This window comes from Actinophytocola sp. (assembly GCF_035942955.1).
GTDB lineage: Bacteria > Actinomycetota > Actinomycetes > Mycobacteriales > Pseudonocardiaceae > DASYTH01.
The window spans coordinates 1-16,523 of sequence record NZ_DASZCQ010000178.1 but is presented as its reverse complement, the minus strand read 5'-3'; the positions used below and the strand labels follow the sequence as shown (position 1 = coordinate 16,523).

The following is a 16,523-nucleotide window of genomic DNA, read 5'->3' as shown; positions in this document are numbered from 1 at the left end:
GTGACGATCACGCTCCTGATCGTGGACGACCACCCCGTTGTGCGAGATGGGCTGCGCGGAATCTTCAGCGGGGACGGCAGGTTCGAGGTGCTCGGCGAGGCGGCCAACGGGGCCGAGGCGATCACGCTGACGCAGGCGCACCGGCCGGACGTGGTGCTGATGGACCTGCGGATGCCCGAAGTGGACGGTGTCACGGCCATCGCCGAGCTGGCCCGGCGCGGGGTCCCGTCCAGGATCCTGGTCCTGACCACGTACGACACCGACAGCGACGTGCTGCCGGCGATCGAGGCCGGGGCGACCGGGTACCTGCTCAAGGACGCGCCGCGCGAGGAGCTGTTCCGGGCGGTCGAGGCGGCCGCCCGCGGCCAGGCCGTGCTCTCGCCCGCGGTGGCCACCCGGCTGATGGGCCAGATGCGCGCACCGAGCCCGGACTCGTTGAGCCAGCGGGAGCTCGAGGTGCTCGGCCTGATCGCCCGCGGCTCCACCAACAAGGAGGCGGCCGCGGCCCTGTTCATCAGCGAGGCCACGGTGAAGACGCACCTGCTGCACGTCTACGCCAAGCTGGGCGTCAACGACCGCGCCGCCGCCGTGGCCGTGGCGTTCGAGCGGGGGTTGCTCACCCCGCGCCGGTAAGGACTTCGTCGAGAAGCCGAGCCCACTTCCGCATGATCCCCCGCCGGCGCTTGGCGTCGTCGGTGAGCAGGTTGGCCAGGCCGAGGCCGCGTGCCAGGTCCAAAGTGGCCTGGACGGTCTCGCGGACGCCGGGCACCTTCTCGTCGACGCCGAGCAGCTCGACCACGACCCGGTGGGCCTCCCGGCCGACCCGCGCCTCCAACGGCACCACCCGCGCGCGGAGCTGCTCGTCGGACGAGGCCGCCACCCACAGCTGCAGCGCGGCGCGGAACAGCGGGCCGGTGTACATGTGCTCGACGAGATCGATCACGGCCTGGGTGCGGCCCGGACCCGTTGGCAGCTCGGCGAAATGCGCGCGCAGCCGGGCGGTGCGCTCCTCGGCGACGTACTCCACCGCCGCGGTCACCAGATCCTCCCTGGTCGGGAAGTGGTGCTGCGCCGCGCCCCGCGACACCCCGGCTCGCCCGGCCACCACCAGCACGGTGGTGCCGGTCCAGCCGAGCTCGGCGAGGCAGTCGATGGCCGCCTCCAGCAACCGCTTGCGGGTCGCGCGGCTGCGATCCTGCTGTGGCTCCCGCAGAGTCTCGGTCGGCATCAGTAGGACTTGGGCAGGCCCAGGGAGTTCTGGGCGACGAAGTTGAGGATCATCTCGCGGCTCACCGGCGCGATCCGGTTCGCGCGCACGGCGGTGACCATGGCGGCGAGGCCGTACTCCGCGGTCATGCCGTTGCCGCCGTGCACCTGGATCGCGGCGTCGACGGCCTTCACCGACGCCTCGGCCGCGGCGTACTTGGCCATGTTCGCCGCCTCCCCGGCCGCGATGTCGTCGCCGGCGGCGTAGAGCGCGGCGGCCTTCTGGGTCATGAGCTTGGCCAGCTCCGTCTCGATCTTGGCGATCGCCAGCGGGTGCGCGACCCCCTGGTGTGCGCCGATGGGCTCCTTCCACACCGTGCGGGTCTTGGCGTAGTCCACGGCCTTGCCGAGTGCGTACCGGGCCATGCCGACGGCCATCGAGGCCGCCATGATCCGCTCGGGGTTGAGGCCGGCGAACAGTTGCAGCAGCGCGGCGTCCTCGGAGCCGACCAGCGCGTCACCGGGCAGCCGCACGTCGTCGAGGAACACCATGAACTGCCGGTCGGGCGAGATGATGTCCATCTCGATCGGGGTGAACTCCAGGCCGGGCGCGTCGGTGGGCACGATCCACAGTGCTGGCTTGAGCCGACCGGTCTTGGCGTCCTCGGTGCGGCCCACCACCATGACGGCGTCGGCCTCGTCCATCCCGGAGATGAACACCTTCCGTCCACTGAGGATCCACTCGTCGCCGTCGCGGCGCCCGGTGGTGGTGAGCTTGTGCGCATTGGACCCGGCGTCTGGCTCGGTGATCGCGAAGACCATGCGGATCGAGCCATCGGCGAACTTCGGCAGCCAGTGCCGTTTCTGGTCGTCGGTGCCGAACCGGGTGATGATCGTCGCACAGATCGCCGGGGACACCACCATCAGCAGCAGCCCGCAGCCGGCCGCGCACAGCTCCTCGAGCACCGCCGCCAGGTCGCCGATGTCGCCGCCCCCACCGCCGTACTCCTCCGGCACGTTCACCCCGAGATAGCCGAGCTTGCCGGCCTCCTCCCACAGCTCGGTGGTCTTCTCCCCGGCGCGTGCCTTGCGAGACATGTACTCGGCGCCGTACCGCCGTGCCAGGTCCGCCACCGCCGCCCGGAGTGCCTGGCGCTCCTCGGACTCCACGAAGTTCATTCCCGCTCCTTCACTACGGCAAGCACTCGACCGACCTCGACCTGGTCACCGGTGGCCACCGCGAGCTCGGCCACGACCCCGTCGGCCGGCGCGCTGATCCGGTGCTCCATCTTCATCGCCTCCAGCCACAGCAGCGGCTGGCCCGCCACGACGGTGTCCCCTTGCGACACCGCGACCCGCACCACCGTGCCCGGCATCGGCGCCAGCAGGGATCCGGCGGCCACCTGCGACGCCGGGTCCGGGAAGCGCTCGACCGGGACGAGCCCGACCGGCCCGAGTGGAGAGTCCACACAGACCAGACCCGGATACCGGGCCACCCGGAACGTCCGGCGCACTCCGGACACCTGGAGCACCACCGTCTCCGGCGTCGCCTCGACCACCCGCAGATCCTCGTGCCCGTCGACGAGCACGCCGGTCCGGGTGTTGCGGTAGCGCACCTCGAGCTCGTCGGCGGCGCGCCGGTACCGCTTGATCTGGGGCTGGGACGCCACGTTGCGCCAGCCGCTCGGGATCCGGCCGAGCACCCGCGCGCTCGCCCGGTTCGCCGCGGCGTCGGCAAGGGCCGCGGCCACGACCGAGATCGCGGTGGCGTCCTTGTCCGCCAAGGGTTCGGACAGCGCGGCCAGCCCGTGCCGGTCGAAGAACGCGGTGTCGGTGTCCCCGGCGAGGAAGGCCGGGTGGTCGAGCACCCGCACCAGCAGCTCCCGGTTGGTGGTGACGCCGTGGATCCGCGCCCGGCGCAGCGCCCCGGCCAGGGCGCGGGCGGCCGCCACGCGGGTCGGCGCGACCGCGATCACCTTGGCCAGCATCGGGTCGTAGTGCACGCTCACCACGTCGCCGCCGGCGACCCCGGAGTCCAGCCGCACCCCGCCGGCGGGCACGGAGAACTCCGCGGCCACACCGGGGATCTCGAACCGGTGCAGGGTGCCGCTCTGCGGACGCCAGTCGTGGGCGGGATCCTCGGCGTAGAGCCGGACCTCGATGGCGTGGCCGCGCGACGGAGGCGGCTCGGCCGGCAGCCGCTGCCCGTCGGCGATCTCCAGCTGCAGCCGCACCAGGTCCAGCCCGGTGACGCACTCGGTCACCGGGTGCTCGACCTGCAGCCGGGTGTTCATCTCGAGGAAGAAGAACCGGCCGGAGTCGTCGGCGAGGAACTCCACCGTGCCGGCGCCCAGGTAGCCGATCGCCTTGGCGGCGTTGCGGGCCGCGGCGAACAGCTCCGCCCGCATCCCGCCGATCCGCTCCACCAGCGGCGAGGGCGCCTCCTCGACCACCTTCTGGTGCCGGCGCTGGATCGAGCACTCGCGCTCCCCCACCGCCCACACCGTGCCGTGCGCGTCGGCGAGCACCTGTACCTCGACGTGCCGGCCGGTCGCCAGGTACGGCTCGCAGAACACGGTCGGGTCGCCGAACGCCGACGCGGCCTCCGACCGCGCCGCCTCCAGCTGCGCCGGCAGCTCGTCAAGGGTGCGCACGACCCGCATCCCGCGACCGCCACCGCCCGCGGACGCCTTGACCAGCACCGGAAGATCGGCCTCGGTGAGCGCCTCGGGATCCAGTTCGGACAGTACGGGCACCCCGGCGCCGGCCATCAGCCGCTTGGACTCGATCTTCGAGCCCATCGCCTCGATCGCGGCCGGCGGCGGGCCGACCCACGTCAGCCCGGCGTCGATCACCGCCCTGGCGAACCCCGCGTTCTCCGACAGGAAACCGTATCCCGGGTGGATCGCGTCGGCGCCGGACGTCCGCGCGGCCTCGATCAACAGGTCGGCCCGCAGGTAGGTATCACCCGCCGCGTTGCCCGGCAGGTGCACGGCGGCGTCGGCCTCGGCCACGTGCGGCGCGGTGGCATCGGCGTCGGAGTGCACTGCGACGGTGCCGATGCCGAGATTCCGGCAGGTGCGGAACACCCGGCGGGCGATCTCCCCGCGATTGGCGACAAGAACCGTTGTGATCATGAGAAGCACAGCCCCCATCGCGAGCTTGCGCGCCGCCGACGATCGCTCCGGCAGGGCCACCTTTGTTCGGCATGTGCCGGTGCCGTTCGTCGGGCCCTGCCACCGCGATCACGGGCCTTTGGCCCAGGCGCGCGCCATGGTCGCCTTGAGTGCCGCGCGTCCATTGAAACCGTCCTTACATCCGGAAGACGCCGAAGCCGTCGGCGCCGCGCACGGGGTTGTTGTGGATCACCGACAGGCAGATGCCGAGGACGGTACGGGTGTCGCGCGGGTCGATGATGCCGTCGTCGTAGACCATGCCGGACAGGAACATCGGCAGGGACTCGGCCTCGATCTGGTTCTCCACCATCGCCCGCATCGCGGCGTCCTGCTCCTCGCTGTACTCCTGGCCGCGGCTGGCCGCCGCCTGCCTGGCCACGATGGACAGCACGCCGGCCAGCTGCTGCGGGCCCATCACCGCGGACTTGGCGCTGGGCCAGGTGAACAGGAAGCGGGGATCGTAGGCCCGGCCGCACATTCCGTAGTTCCCTGCGCCGTACGACGCGCCCATCAGGATGGAGATGTGCGGCACCGCCGAGTTGGCCACCGCGTTGATCATGTGCGCGCCGTGCTTGATGATCCCGCCCTGCTCGTAGTCCTTGCCGACCATGTAGCCGGTGGTGTTGTGCAGGAACAGCAGCGGCGTGTCGATCTGGTTGGCCAGCTGGATGAACTGCGCCGCCTTCTGCGACTCCTGGCTGAACAGCACGCCCTGCGCGTTGGCCAGGATGCCCACCGGGTAGCCGTGCACCCGCGCCCACCCGGTGACCAGGCTGGTGCCGTACAAGGGTTTGAACTCGTCGAACGCCGAGCCGTCGACCACCCGGGCGATCACCTCACGCGGGTCGAACGGGATCTTCAGGTCGGTGGGCACGATGTCGAGCAGGTCCTCGGGGTCGTACAGCGGTTCGGCGTAGTCGGGGTCGGGCGGCGGCCCGTGCTTGCGCCAGTTCAGCCGGGCGATGATCCGCCGGCCGATCCGGATCGCGTCCAGCTCGTCGACGGCGAGGTAGTCGGCGAGGCCGGACGTCCTTGCGTGCATCTCCGCACCGCCGAGCGACTCGTCGTCGGACTCCTCGCCGGTGGCCATCTTCACCAGCGGCGGGCCGCCGAGGAAGACCTTGGCCCGCTCCTTGACCATCACCACGTAGTCGGACATGCCGGGCAGGTACGCCCCGCCGGCGGTGGAGTTGCCGAACACCAGCGCGACAGTCGGGACCTTGGCGGCCGACGCCTTGGTGAGATCACGGAAGATCCGGCCGCCCGGGATGAAGATCTCCTTCTGGGTGGGCAGGTCCGCGCCGCCGGACTCGACGAGGTGGATCGTGGGCAGCCGGTTCTGCGCGGCGATGTCGGCCGCCCGGTAGCCCTTCCTGGCCGTCCACGGGTTGCTGGCGCCGCCCTTGACGGTCGGGTCGCTGGCGCTGATCATGCACTCCACGCCCTCGACCACGCCGATCCCGGTCACCACGCTGGCCCCCACCTGGTAGTCGGTTCCCCAGGCGGCAAGTGGGGACAGCTCGAGGAACGGCGAGTCCGGGTCCAGCAGCAGCTCGATGCGCTCGCGGGCGAGCAGCTTGCCGCGCTTGCGGTGCCGCTCGACATACTTCTCCCCGCCGCCGGCGATCGCCTTGGCATGCTCGGCCTCCAGCTCGGCGAGCTTGGCCAGCATGGCCTCCCGGTTGGACTGCGTTTGATTGCGCTCGCTCGTTCCTCGCTCGCGCGGCTCGCGGCCTTTGATCCGGTGTCTTCCCTCCTGCGCTGCTCGGTCGCTGCGCTGCTCGTCGGTCCAGACACCGGCGGCCGACTCGCGGCCTGGTTGGTTTCCGCTCATGAGTTGTACCCCAACACCTTCGCCGCCAGGTCGGCGAGCACCTCGGTGGCGCCGCCGCCGATGCCGAGGATCCGCGCGTCCCGGTAGTGCCGCTCCACTTCGGACTCACGCATGTACCCCATTCCGCCGTGCAGCTGGACCGCCTGGTCGACCACCCAGTCGCAGGCGGCCACCGCGGCGTTCTTGGCAAGGCACGCCTCGGCGACCAGCTCCTCGCCCGCGGCCTGCCGGACGATCAGCGACCGGGTGTAGGTGCGGGCCAGCTCGATGCGCTGGCGCATCTCCACCAGCCTGTGCCGCACCACCTGGCGGGAGATCAGCGGCCGGCCGAACGTGCTGCGCCGGCGGGCGTGGTCGACGGTCAGGTCCAGCGCGCGCTGGGCCACCGAGTATGCGTTCACCGCCAACGCCAGCCGCTCCCCCACGAACTGCCGCATGATCAGCACGAACCCGCCGTTCTCTTCGCCGATCAGGTTCGCGACCGGCACCCGAGCATCCACAAAGGACAGCTCGGCGGTGTCCGAGCAGAGCCAGCCCATCTTGTCCAGCTTGCGGCTGACGGTGAAGCCCGGCGTGCCGCGCTCGATCACCAGCAGGCTGATGCCCCGGTACCCGGACCCGCCGGTGCGCACCGCGGTGGTGACGTAGTCGGCGCGCACCCCGGAGGTGATGAACGTCTTGGCGCCGTTGACGATGTAGTGGTCGCCGTCCCGGACCGCGGTGGTGCGCAGGGCCGCCACGTCCGAGCCGCCGTCGGGCTCGGTGACGCCGAGGGCGCCGATCAGCTCGCCGGCCAGAGTGGGCCGGACGAACCGGTCGATCAGGTCCCCGTCCCCCACGCTGATCATGTGCGGCACCGCGATGCCGTGCGTGAACAGCCCGGCCATCAGCCCGGAGGACGCGCCGGCCTCGATGAACGCCTCGGTCACCACGGCCGAGTCGACGGCGTCGCCGCCGCTGCCGCCCACCTTCTCCGGCGCGCCGACGGCCAGCAGCCCGACCTCGGCGGCGCGCCTGTGCAGCTCCCGGGGGATCTCCCCGGCGCGCTCCCACCCGTCCAGGTGCGGCACGATCTCCTTGGTGACGAACGACCGGCAGCTGTCCCGCAGCGCCCGGCGTTCCGGCGTGTCGAACGGGTTCATAGCAACACTTCCGGGACGTCGACGAGGCGGGAACGCAGCCACTCCCCCAGCGCCTTGGCCTGCGGGTCGAACCGGGTGGACGCGGCGACGCCCTCGCCGAGCAGCCCGTGGATCACGAAGTTGAGCGCGCGCAGGTTCGGCAGCTCGTACCGCTCGATCTCCAGATCCTTGGCCTCCGGCAGGAGTTGGCGCAGCCGGTCGACGGTCAGCTCGTGCCCGAGCCAGGCGTAGGCGGGATCGGTGCGGGCCCAGACACCGAGGTTCGCGTCGCCGCCCTTGTCCCCCGAGCGCGCTCCGGCGATCCGGCCGAGCGGCACCCGCCTGGTCGGTCCGGCCGGCGGCTCGGCGGCCAAGGGAATCGACCAGGACGGCGGCGTCGCCGAGGTCGGCGGCGGTTCGATCGGGCGCCGCGATCCGTCGGGCAGCACCGCGACATGCTCCACAGTGGACTGATCGACGTACTCCGGGCGGTAGACGCCGATCGGGGTGCCGTCGGCGGGCGGCGCGGTGAGCGTGAAGCCGGGGTAGGAGGCGAGCGCCAGCTCGACGCAGGCCCGGGAGAACGCCTTGGCCCGCGCGGGATCCGGGGTCTTGATCGTGGCGTGCAGCAGCGCGCTGGCGGTCTCCTCGGTGTCGGCGTCCTGGTGCTCGGTGCGGGCCAGCGTCCACGTGATCCCGGCCGCGCCGACCGCGCGCTCGAGCTGCCGGCGCGCCAGGTCCGCCTTCTCCTCGATGCTGAGTCCACACAGGACGAAGGTGCTGCTGTTGCGGAATCCGGCCAACGTGTTCAGGCACACCTTGAGGGTTGGCGGCGGCGGTGCGCCGCGCACGCCGCTGATCCGGACCCGGTCGGCGCCCTCGTCGGTCAGCGTGATCGTCTCGAACCGGCTGGTCACGTCCGGGCCGAGGTAGGCCGGGCCGCCGACCTCGTAGAGCAGCTGCGCGGTGACGGTCTCCCGGGTCACCGCGCCGCCGGTGCCGAAATGCTTGGTGATCACCGACGAGCCGTCGGCGTAGACCTCCGCGATCGGGAAGCCCGGGTGATCCGGGTCGTTCAGCTCGGTGAAGAACGCGTAGTTGCCGCCGGTGGCCTGGGCGCCGCACTCGATCACGTGCCCGGCCACCACGGCGCCGGCCAGCGCGTCATAGTCGTCCCTGGCCCAGCCGAAGTGCGCCGCCGCCGGGCCGACCACCAGGGAGGCGTCGGTGACGCGGCCGGTCACCACGACGTCGGCGCCGGCGTCGAGGCACTCGGCGATGCCCCAGGCGCCGAGATAGGCGTTGGCCGTCAACGCTCCGGTGAATCCGAACTCCCCCGCCCGGGTGATCAGGTCATCACCCTCGACGTGTGCGATGGCCACCATCACGCCCAGCCGATCGGCAAGCGAGCGCAGCGCGCCGGCCAGCCCGGCAGGGTTGAGCCCACCGGCGTTGGTCACGATCCGAACGCCGCGTTCCTTGGCGAGCCCGAGGTTCTCCTCCATCTGGCGCAGGAACGTCTTGGCGTAGCCGCGGCCGGGGTCCTTCATCCGGTCCCGGCCGAGAATCAGCATGGTCAGCTCGGCCAGGTAGTCCCCGGTGAGCACGTCCAGCGGGCCGCCGGTGAGCATCTCGCGCACCGCGGACAGCCGGTCGCCGTAGAACCCGGACGCGTTGCCGATCCGGATCACGCCGGTCACGAGCGCTCCCCCGGCTTGCGGCCGTCGCCCGGCGGCCCGGCGAACGCCTGCGCGAGGTCCAGCCAGGCGTGCGCGTCCGGGCCGACGGCCACCAGATCCGTGTCGTCCCGGTGGATCCGCTGGGTGACCAGCAGGCAGAAGTCCAGCGCCGATCCGCACACCCGCTGCGCGGCGTCCGCCGGTCCCCAGGTCCACACGCTGCCGTCCGGCGCCACCAGCTCGACTCGGAACGGCTCGGCCGGCGGCGTCAGGTTCCTTACCCCGTAAGCGAAGTCCCGGGTGCGCACGCCGAGGTGGGCGACGTGCCGCAGCCGCGCGGTCGGCTCGCGCCGCACCCCGAGGGCGTCGGCGACGTCCGTGGTGTGCGCCCAGGTCTCCATCAGCCGGGCGGTGGCCATCGACGCCGCGCTCATCGGCGGCCCGTACCATGGCAGCCGCCTGCCGTTCGGCACCGCGGCGAGCGCGCCGGCCAGCTCCGTGCGGCCCCGGTGCCAGCGGGCGCGCAGCTGCGCCGGCGGCGCCTTCGCGCCCTCCGCGGCGCCCTCGTCCACCCACCGCCGCGGCGCCGGATGGTGCGCAAGCGCGGCGAGCTCCGCGGTGAACGCGTCGGGATCGGTCACCGACAGCAGTGCCCGGTCATCGGTCCAGGCGAGGTGCGCCACCTGGTGCGCGACCGTCCAACCCGGAGCCGGCGTCTGCCGGGCCCAGTCCTCGTCCGGCAGCCCGGCGAGCATGGCGTCCAGCTCGTCGCCCTCGCGCGCGAGGTCGTCGAGCAACGCGGTCAGGTCCACCACGCGACAACCGTGGCACGACCCCCGCCCGCATTTCAAGCACGCGTGCTTGTTTTTTTCCGCGCCCGCCTGACGCTGGACAGCTGGCGCAGTGCCCTGGTCGCGGTGCGCAGCACGGCGGGCGGCACGGCCGCGAACACCTCGGCGTGCGCCTCGGCGACCGCCCGCACGGCCGCCTCGGTCAGGCCGATCCCCTGGTCGGTCAGGACGATCAGCGTGCTGCGCCGGTCGAGCGGCGTGGGCTCCCGCCGGACCAGCCCCGCGCGCACGAGCTGGTTGAGCACGTTGCTGGTGCCGCCGGAGGACAGCAGCAGCGCGCGGCTGAGCTCGTTCGGCTTCATGCAGTACGGCCGGCCGGAGCGGCGCAGGGTCGCGAGCACGTCGAACTCGGCCGTGGTCCAGCCGAAGTCGTGCAGGACCCGGCGGGTGGCGGCGGTCAGCTCCCCGGACAGCACCAGGATCCGCTTGCTCAGTTCGGAGGTCGGGCCGAGGACCTCGGGCAACTCGGTGCGCCACGCGGTGATCAGCGCGTCGACCGGGTCCGGATGAGCAGTCATGGTTGCATGCTAGATCGCTAGGTTGATAGCTTTCCAGAAAGCTTTCTTAGTGGAGGTTGAGAATGGCGACCGGGCGACTGCTCGTGCGGGGCGGCGACGTCATCGACACCGAACCGGAGCCGGTCCTGCGCCCGGCGACCGACGTCCTGGTCGAGGACGGCCGGATCGCCGCGGTCGGGCCGGACCTTCCGGCGGACGGGGCCGAGATCATCGACGCCACCGACCGGCTGGTGCTGCCCGGCCTCGTCGACACGCACCGGCACGTCTGGCAGGCGGCGCTGCGCGCCGTCGCCGTCGACGACGACCTCGGCGCCTACCTGCAGCGCGTGCTGTTCGGCCTCGGGCCACGGATGCGGCCGCAGGACGTGCGGGTGTCCAACCTGGCCGGTGCGCTGGAGTGCCTCGACTCCGGCGTCACCACCGTGCAGGACTTCTCCCACATCCAGCACGGCCCGGAGCACACCGACGCGGGGGTCGACGCGTTGCGCGAGTCGGGCATCCGGGCGGTGTTCGGCTACGGCTACCCGATCCAGGAGGAGGCCGGGCGCCGGCCGGACGAGGTGCGCCGGGTCCGGGAGCGGTTCGACGGCGGGCTGCTCACGATGGCGCTGGCCCCGGTCGGCCCGGCGTACGCGCCGATCGAGGTCGTGGAGCAGGACTGGCGGCTGGCCGAGGAGCTGGCCCTGCCGATCGTGGTGCACATCGGCAGCGGACCGGCCGCCGAGCGACCCATCGAGGCGCTCCGGCAGCGCGGCCTGCTGCGCGCGGACACGCTCTACGTGCACGGCAACTCGTTGCCGGACGGCGAGCTTCGGCTGATCGCCGACTCCGGCGCGGCGGTGTCGATCACCCCGGCCGTCGAGGCGCAGATGGGACACGGGCCGCCCATGATCAACCGGCTGCGCGCCGCCGGCATCACCACCGGGCTCGGCGTCGACGTCGTGACCACCGTCGCCGGGGACATGTTCTCTGTGATGCGGGCGGCGCTGCTGACCAGCCAGCTCGGTGAGGGAGAGCGGTGGCGTGCGGCCGGCATGCTCCGACTGGCCACACTGGACGGTGCGCGGGCGCTCGGGCTCGGCGACCGGATCGGCTCGCTGCGGCCGGGCAAGCAGGCGGACATCGTCCTGGTACGGGCCGACGCGCCGAACCTGCTGGCCGCGCACGACCCGATCGGCGCCGTGGTCACCGCGGCGCATCCGGGCAACGTCGACACGGTCCTGGTCGCCGGCCGCGTGGTCAAGCGCGACGGCCGCCTGCTGCACGCGGTCCCCGCCGACGAGCTGCGCCGTAGCGCCGAGCACGTGGTCAGGGCGTGACGGCGATCGGGGCGCCGCGGTCGTCGAGCAGCACCCTGGCGCCCAGCGGGGCGGCCAGCGTGACCCGGTGCGGCTCGAAGCGCATCGCCAGATCGTGGGCGCAGGTGGGTTGGGCGGCGCCGGGCGCGGTGGAGACCGGGATCGTACGCACATTGATCATGACGGTGGTCGCCGACTCGGCCGGCGCCGCCGCCCTGCGGTAGATCGGCTGGCCGGGACAGGCGGGCGGCGGCGCGGGCAGGTGGACGGTGAGCGTCGTGTCGTCGACGAGCTTCGCGGCCGGCGCAAGGCTCCGCGGCGCCGTCTGCGGCCAGAACGCCTCCGGTGGCAGCGCCGGCCAGCCGATCGGGCCAAGGGCGTCGACCGGGTGGAACAGCCACGCGGGCAGCGCGATGAGCCCGCGGTCGGTCGGGAACGCGGCGCTGCCCAACTCGACCCGGGTGATCGGCAGGGCGTCGGTCGGGTTGGGCTTCTGGGACGACAGCAGCTCCTTGCGAAGATCGGCGAGGGCCCGCTCGGCCGGGAGCGTCGGGAACTCCGCCGGCCCGTCCGGCAGTTGCGCGACGACCGTGGGCGGGGCCGCCGGCAGCTCCGCGGCCAGCTCGAGGTTTCCGTTCAGCGCGGCCAGCTTCGCCGCGTCGGTGGTGAACCCCTCCATCGAGGGCTGCCGAGAGAGCAGCAAGATCGGCCGGGGCTTGCGGTCCACCGGGAACGACGCCCACGCCTGCGCCCCGGCGGTGGGCGGTGGCTCCGGGGTGGTCGGGCTCACCGGCAGCCGGCCGGTCGCTGGCGCGACCACGGCGGGTTGCGCCCCGCACGCCAGGATGCCGAGCAGGACCGGGATGCCGAGCAGGATGAGCCGCCGCACGACTCTAGGACGGAGCGCCGCCCCGGTCGGGTTGCCCGACGACCCAGCGCTCGGCCGGCGGGTGGCCGAGGAACAGCGGCATCGCGAACTCGTAGCCGTACGAGCCGGCCATCGGGAACACCACGAGATCGCCGGCCCGCGCCCGATCCACGGTGACGTCCCGGGCGAGGGTGTCCTCCGGCGTGCACAGCTCCCCCACCACGGTCACCGGCACCCCGGTGGCTGCCGGGCGCGGGCAGTCGTACGGCCACGCGTCGACCGGCAGCACGGCGAACCGGTGCCGGATGTCCCACGACGTCGGCAGCTGGAAGTGGTTGATCCCGCCGCGCAGCACGACGAACCGGGTGCCGTAGGTGTGCTTGACGTCGAGCACCTCGGCGGCGTACCAGCCGGCCTCGGCCACCAGGTACCGGCCGGGCTCGAAGATCACCATGCAGCCGGCCGGCGGCCGGATCCTGGCGAGCAGCTCGCCGAACCGCGCCAGGTCGAACGGCCGCTCCCCCTCGAACGGCACGCCGAGGCCCCCGCCGACGTCCACCACCGCAAGCGGCACCCCGTGCCTCGCGGCGGTGCGGGTGCTCCACTCCAGGCACCAGCGCACGTAGTCGGCCTGTGCCTCGGCGTCGAGGTTGTTGCACACCGCGTGCACGTGGAACCCGGTCACCCGCACCGACGGGTACCGCGCGGCCGCGGCGAGCACGGCCGGAACGTCCTGTTCGGACACCCCGAACTGGGTGGCGGCCCCGCCCATGGCCAGCGAGCCGACCAGATCCACCCGGCGCGGGTTGACCCGCACGGCGACGGCCGCCTCGACACCGAGCTCCCGGGCTGCCCGGTCCACTCTGGCCAGCTCGAGTGGACTATCCACATTGATCAGATCAACTTCGCGCTCCAGTATGCGGCGCAACGTGGGCAGGCTCTTACCCGGCCCGGAGGCGACCAGCAGATGCCCGGGCCCGGCCGCCCGCGCCAGGTCGACCTCCGCGGCCGAGGCGACCTCGAACCCGTCCACCCGGGACGCCAGTGCGTCGAGGACCGGCGGGTACGAGTTCGCCTTCACCGAGTAGCACACCCGGGCCCAGTCCGGCAACGCCGCACGCAGCCGCTCGGCGCGTGCCGCGGCCACCCCGGGGTCGAACACGTACCCGCCGACCGGCCGTCCCGGATCCCCGGCCATACCAAGCAGAACCGCGCGCACCGGTTCGGGGATGGACGACGCGGGAAGGGCGGGCGATCCCCCTGACGACGGCGGCAGGTCGATCATCGCAGGCCGAACGTGGTGAACGCGGTCCGGTCGGGCAGCGAGTACACCTTGCGGCCGCACACCGCGTTCAGGATGGTGGCCGAGCGCCACGCGGCCAGGCCGAGGTCGGGGGCGCCGACACCGTGCGTGTGCCGCTCGGCGTTCTGCACGAACAGCGACCCGTCCAGCTCGGCGGTCAGCTCCACCCGGTAGTCGGCGCCGACCGCGATCCGCCCGGCGCCGTCCCGCCGGATCAGCCCGGCCAGCGGCGCCAGCAGCTCCCCGAGGTCGCGCTCGGCGTAGCCGGTCGCGCACACGACCGCGTCGGTCAGCACGGTCGCGGTGCTGCCCTGCTGGACGTGCCGCAGCTCCAGCTCGACGCGGCCGCCCCGCTCGCGCGCGGCGGTCACCTCGACCCCGGGCGTGAGCGTCACGCCCGGCCAGCCCCCGCCGACCGTCCGGTTGTACAGCTCGTCGTAGATCTCCCCGATCGTCTCCGCGCTGATCCCCTTGTACAGCTGCCACTGCGTGGGCTCGAGGCGGTCGCGGGTCGGCTCGTCGAGGCCGTGGAAGAACCGGACGTAGTCGGGGGTGAACTGCTCGAGGCCCAGCTTGGAGTACTCCATCGGCGCGAACGCCGGCGTCCTGGCCAGCCAGCGCAATCCTCCGCTCGTGCGCTGGCGGAGCAGGTCGAGGAACACCTCGGCGCCGGACTGCCCGGACCCCACCACGGTGACGTCGGGCGCGGCCACAAGCCGGTCCCTGGCGGGCAGGTAGTCACCGGAGTGCACCACGTTGGCCATGGAGCGCAGCGGCGCCGGCAGGTGCGGCGCGGTGCCGACGCCAAGCACCACGTTGCGGGCCAGCACCCGGCCCGCCGGCGACACGTCGAGCGCGAACGATCCGTCCACTGTGGACCACGACACCCTGGTGACGGTCTGGCCGAACCGGCAGCTCGGGAGCCTTCTGCTGGCCCACCGGCAGTACGCGTCGTACTCGGCGCGCGGCACGTGGAACCGCTCGGCGAAGTAGAATGGGAACAGCCGCTCGCAGTCCTTGAGGTAGCTCAGGAACGACAGCGGGCTGGCCGGCTCGACCAGCGACACCAGGTCGGCGAGGAACGGCACCTGCACGGTGGTCCCGTCGATCATCAGGCCCGGATGCCAGCGGAACTCCGGCGCCCGCTCGAAGAACACCGCGCGCAGCCCGTCGATCGGATCGGCCAGCGCGGCAAGCGACAGGTTGAACGGGCCGATCCCCACACCGGCAAGGTCCAACGGCGCTCTCATCGGGAGACGGACGGGGACGCGGCGGGAGGATGGTGGGCGGGTGAGAGCAGCGTCCGGTCCAGATCGGCCACCACGAACCGCAGCTCGTCGCGCGCCCGCGCGGCCACGACGTCCAGCAGCGGCAGGTAGTCCGCGGCGCCGGCGCCCGGGTTGAGCAGGGTCAGCTTGAGCCACAACCGGCTCGCCCCGTCATCACCGTCCGGAGTGGACGGTCCGGAGTTGGCGCGGCCGAGCACCGCGACGCCCTCCTCGAGCAGCCGCCGCCGCACCCCGGCCACCAGCGCGTCGCCCGCATCGGCGCCCAGCTCGCCGGCCACCTCGTCGGCCAGCAGCGGCCGGAACAGCACGGTGGACAGCGCCGGCACGCCCCACAGCCGCAGCGCCGGGTGCGCCTCGATGCCGCCGGCCAGCTCGCCGGCCGCGTCGCAGCAGCGCTCCACCAGCTCGCCGACGCCGCGCCGGCCGAGCGCGCGCAGCGTCACGGCGATCTTGAACGCGTCCAGCCGCCGGGAGGTGCGCAGTGACCGGCCGAGCAGGTCCGGCAGGCCGGCATCGGTGTCGTCGGCGGCGTTGAGATAGTCGGCCCGAACGTCCAGCGCGGTCAACGACTTCGTGTCGCGGACGGCCAGCAGCCCCGCGGCGATCGGCTGCCAGCCGAACTTGTGCAGGTCCAGCGCCACGGTGTCGGCGAGGTCGAGCCCCTCGAGCAGCCCGGCGAGCCGGTCGCTGCACAGCGCCGTGCCGCCGTAGGACGCGTCCACGTGCAGGAACGCGTTGGCCCGCCGGCTGGCCTCGGCGATCTCCGGCAGCGGGTCGACCGTCCCGGTGTCGGTGGTGCCGGCGGTGGCCACCACGACCGCCGGCTGGTACAGGTCGGCGAGCGCGTCGGCCAGCGCGTCGGGCCGCATCCGCCCGCCCCGGCAGGCCACGACCACCGGCTCGGGCAGGCCGAGCAGCCAGGCCGCCCGTGCCACGCTGTGGTGGGCGTTGCCGCCGCAGACGATCCGCACCACGGACGAGCCCTGCTCGGCGGCGGCGTGCCGGGCCAGCAGCAGGCCGAGCACATTGGACTCGGTGCCGCCGCTGGTGACCAGCGCGTCCGGGGCCGGGGCGGCCGGGTAGCAGAGCCGGGCGAACCCGCCGGTCAGCTCGCGCTCCAGCTCGCTGGCCATCGGCGCCTGGTCCCAGGAGTCCAGCGACGGGTTGAGCACGCTCGCGACCAGGTCCGCGACGGCGGCCACGGCCAGCGGCGGGCAGTGCAGGTGGGCGGCGCACCACGGGTGGCTCGGGTCGACCGAGCCGGCCGCGAGCAGCCGGGTCAGCTCGCCGATCGCCGCGGACGCCCCGACGCCGCGCTCGGGCAGCAGATCGACGCCCTGGGTGGCCAGCATCGCGGCGACCGCCGCCGGGCCGCCGGCC

14 protein-coding genes are annotated in these 16,523 nt (G+C 73.0%); 2 read left to right on the top strand and 12 right to left on the bottom strand.

The window, feature by feature from the left end; translation table 11 throughout:
• Positions 1-633, top strand: a complete 633-nt coding sequence (locus VGX25_RS17740) for a response regulator transcription factor (RefSeq protein WP_326918916.1) — start codon at positions 1-3, stop codon at positions 631-633.
• Here VGX25_RS17740 and VGX25_RS17735 read toward each other — a convergent pair.
• From VGX25_RS17735 to VGX25_RS17700, 8 genes are all read right to left on the bottom strand, one after another.
• Positions 617-1,228 carry a TetR/AcrR family transcriptional regulator gene (locus tag VGX25_RS17735; RefSeq protein WP_326918915.1) on the bottom strand — a complete coding sequence of 204 codons (612 nt, stop codon included), beginning with the start codon at positions 1,226-1,228 and terminating at the stop codon, positions 617-619. The two genes, VGX25_RS17740 and VGX25_RS17735, sit on opposite strands and share 17 nt — an antisense overlap.
• Positions 1,228-2,385, bottom strand: coding sequence for an acyl-CoA dehydrogenase (locus tag VGX25_RS17730; RefSeq protein WP_326918914.1), 1,158 nt, complete (start codon positions 2,383-2,385; stop codon positions 1,228-1,230). The genes VGX25_RS17735 and VGX25_RS17730 overlap by 1 nt, the downstream gene beginning before the upstream one ends.
• Positions 2,382-4,343: a biotin carboxylase N-terminal domain-containing protein gene (locus tag VGX25_RS17725; RefSeq protein ID WP_326918913.1), complete on the bottom strand. Its 1,962-nt coding sequence runs from the start codon at positions 4,341-4,343 to the stop codon at positions 2,382-2,384. Before VGX25_RS17725 ends, VGX25_RS17730 begins: the two co-directional genes overlap by 4 nt.
• A gap of 175 nt (positions 4,344-4,518) precedes the next feature.
• Positions 4,519-6,216, bottom strand: a complete 1,698-nt coding sequence (locus VGX25_RS17720) for an acyl-CoA carboxylase subunit beta (protein ID WP_414635854.1) — start codon at positions 6,214-6,216, stop codon at positions 4,519-4,521.
• On the bottom strand, positions 6,213-7,358 hold the full coding sequence (locus VGX25_RS17715; RefSeq protein WP_326918912.1) for an acyl-CoA dehydrogenase family protein: 1,146 nt from the start codon (positions 7,356-7,358) through the stop codon (positions 6,213-6,215). Before VGX25_RS17715 ends, VGX25_RS17720 begins: the two co-directional genes overlap by 4 nt.
• Positions 7,355-9,028, bottom strand: coding sequence for an acyclic terpene utilization AtuA family protein (locus tag VGX25_RS17710; protein ID WP_414635855.1), 1,674 nt, complete (start codon positions 9,026-9,028; stop codon positions 7,355-7,357). The genes VGX25_RS17715 and VGX25_RS17710 overlap by 4 nt, the downstream gene beginning before the upstream one ends.
• Positions 9,029-9,033: 5 nt before the next feature.
• Positions 9,034-9,831: a TIGR03084 family metal-binding protein gene (locus VGX25_RS17705; protein WP_326918910.1), complete on the bottom strand. Its 798-nt coding sequence runs from the start codon at positions 9,829-9,831 to the stop codon at positions 9,034-9,036.
• A gap of 32 nt (positions 9,832-9,863) precedes the next feature.
• Positions 9,864-10,385: a MarR family winged helix-turn-helix transcriptional regulator gene (locus tag VGX25_RS17700; protein WP_326918909.1), complete on the bottom strand. Its 522-nt coding sequence runs from the start codon at positions 10,383-10,385 to the stop codon at positions 9,864-9,866.
• Positions 10,386-10,447: 62 nt separating this feature from the next.
• Here VGX25_RS17700 and VGX25_RS17695 point away from each other — a divergent pair, with 62 nt between their 5' ends.
• On the top strand, positions 10,448-11,704 hold the full coding sequence (locus VGX25_RS17695) for an amidohydrolase family protein (protein WP_326918908.1): 1,257 nt from the start codon (positions 10,448-10,450) through the stop codon (positions 11,702-11,704).
• Here the strand turns inward: VGX25_RS17695 and VGX25_RS17690 are convergent.
• The 4 genes from VGX25_RS17690 to VGX25_RS17675 all read right to left on the bottom strand — a co-directional run.
• On the bottom strand, positions 11,694-12,572 hold the full coding sequence (locus VGX25_RS17690; RefSeq protein ID WP_326918907.1) for a hypothetical protein: 879 nt from the start codon (positions 12,570-12,572) through the stop codon (positions 11,694-11,696). The genes VGX25_RS17695 and VGX25_RS17690 overlap by 11 nt on opposite strands.
• 4 nt (positions 12,573-12,576) lie before the next feature.
• Positions 12,577-13,770, bottom strand: coding sequence for an alanine racemase (locus VGX25_RS17685; protein ID WP_326918906.1), 1,194 nt, complete (start codon positions 13,768-13,770; stop codon positions 12,577-12,579).
• A 62-nt stretch (positions 13,771-13,832) separates the two neighbouring features.
• Positions 13,833-15,104: a lysine N(6)-hydroxylase/L-ornithine N(5)-oxygenase family protein gene (locus VGX25_RS17680; protein WP_326918905.1), complete on the bottom strand. Its 1,272-nt coding sequence runs from the start codon at positions 15,102-15,104 to the stop codon at positions 13,833-13,835.
• Positions 15,101-16,523: pyridoxal phosphate-dependent decarboxylase family protein (locus VGX25_RS17675; RefSeq protein WP_326918904.1), on the bottom strand; the 1,423-nt coding region annotated here is incomplete at its 5' end. The genes VGX25_RS17675 and VGX25_RS17680, both read right to left, overlap by 4 nt.

What these genes read in the sequence shown, in the direction of transcription:
- VGX25_RS17735 (WP_326918915.1), bottom strand. Translation starts at nt 1,228, where the DNA reads ATGCCGACCGAGACTCTGCGGGAGCCACAGCAGGATCGCAGCCGCGCG.
- VGX25_RS17730 (WP_326918914.1), bottom strand. Translation starts at nt 2,385, where the DNA reads ATGAACTTCGTGGAGTCCGAGGAGCGCCAGGCACTCCGGGCGGCGGTG.
- VGX25_RS17725 (WP_326918913.1), bottom strand. Translation starts at nt 4,343, where the DNA reads ATGATCACAACGGTTCTTGTCGCCAATCGCGGGGAGATCGCCCGCCGG.
- VGX25_RS17720 (WP_414635854.1), bottom strand. Translation starts at nt 6,216, where the DNA reads ATGAGCGGAAACCAACCAGGCCGCGAGTCGGCCGCCGGTGTCTGGACC.
- VGX25_RS17715 (WP_326918912.1), bottom strand. Translation starts at nt 7,358, where the DNA reads ATGAACCCGTTCGACACGCCGGAACGCCGGGCGCTGCGGGACAGCTGC.
- VGX25_RS17700 (WP_326918909.1), bottom strand. Translation starts at nt 10,385, where the DNA reads ATGACTGCTCATCCGGACCCGGTCGACGCGCTGATCACCGCGTGGCGC.
- VGX25_RS17695 (WP_326918908.1), top strand. Translation starts at nt 10,448, where the DNA reads ATGGCGACCGGGCGACTGCTCGTGCGGGGCGGCGACGTCATCGACACC.
- VGX25_RS17680 (WP_326918905.1), bottom strand. Translation starts at nt 15,104, where the DNA reads ATGAGAGCGCCGTTGGACCTTGCCGGTGTGGGGATCGGCCCGTTCAAC.